The 725-nt window shown below is 62.2% G+C and carries 1 pseudogene; it reads right to left on the reverse strand.

The window, feature by feature from the left end:
* Nucleotides 1-658: pseudogene (locus QPR87_RS23550) on the reverse strand (IS3 family transposase); the annotation flags it as partial.
* Nucleotides 659-725 lie beyond the last annotated feature (67 nt).

The following is a 725-nucleotide window of genomic DNA, read 5'->3' on the forward strand; positions in this document are numbered from 1 at the left end:
CACCATACCTGATCTGGTCGCTCGATCGCCAGATTCCGTAGCAGGTAGGGATAGATGCGGTGCTGCGGATGCGGCTCGCTGGTCCTCGGTGCCTGGTAGATCGGCGACAGGCCGATCTTGCGCATCAGCCGCCGGACACGCTTGCGGCCGACGCACCAGCCCTGGCGACGCAGGTGCCGCGCCATCTGACGCGAGCCATACCAGGGCGTTTCCATGAAGGCCCCGTCGATGACACGCATCAACTCAAGATTCTCCGGGCTCTCGCCAGCGGGCTGGCGGTAGAACGAGGCTCGCGAGATCGAGACCAGCTCGCACTGGCGACGGATCGAGAGCCGTTCGTGATCGGGATCAATCATCATTCTCCTCCGATCCAGGCTCAGCGATCGAAGGCTTTGGCCAAAAAATCGCGCTCGACGACGAGCTGGCCGATCTTGGCGTGCAGCTTCGTGACCTCGGCCTCCCGGCCGACCTGTGCGTCGGAAGCCTTGTCGTCGAACGCCTTGGCCAGGTTCTCGATGGCCTGCCGCTTCCACTGCGTGATCTGGTTGGGATGAAGCTGGTGTTTCGTGGCTAACTCCGAAATCGTCCGCTCGCCGCGGATCGCCTCAAGCGCGACCTTGGCCTTGAACTCGGCCGTAAACCGTCTGCGTGTCTTCATGCTGGATCGTCCTTTTCATCGGTCGATCCACCTTATGCCCCTGTCTCAGAAACCGGCACCACCTCAG

It is taken from the genome of Paracoccus sp. SSJ (genome assembly GCF_030234105.1).
GTDB classification, from domain to species: Bacteria; Pseudomonadota; Alphaproteobacteria; order Rhodobacterales; family Rhodobacteraceae; genus Paracoccus; species Paracoccus denitrificans.